Annotated in this window: 1 protein-coding gene; it reads left to right on the forward strand. The window is 67.1% G+C overall.

Annotation, left to right across the window (positions count from 1 at the left end; all coding sequences use genetic code 11):
* Positions 1-39: 39 nt before the first annotated feature.
* On the forward strand, positions 40-337 hold a 298-nt coding region (locus HA630_RS26685), incomplete at its 3' end, for an acyl-CoA dehydrogenase family protein (protein ID WP_208299886.1).

The following is a 337-nucleotide window of genomic DNA, read 5'->3' on the forward strand; positions in this document are numbered from 1 at the left end:
CCCCTTTTTTCTTCCGATTTCCCCACAGGAGACCCCACCATGAGCGCTTTGCCCCCACTGCCCGGCCTGGACTTCATGCTCGGCGACGACATCAACGCCCTGCGCGACGCGGTGCGTGACTTTGCTCAGGCCGAAATCGCCCCGCGCGCGGCCGAGATCGACCGCACCGACCAGTTCCCCATGGACCTGTGGCGCAAGATGGGCGACCTGGGCGTGCTCGGCATCACCGTGCCCGAGGAATTCGGCGGCGCCAACATGGGCTACCTGGCGCACATGATCGCGATGGAGGAGATCTCCCGCGCCTCGGCCAGCGTCGGCCTGAGCTACGGCGCGCACA

It is taken from the genome of Aquabacterium sp. A08 (assembly GCF_011742065.1).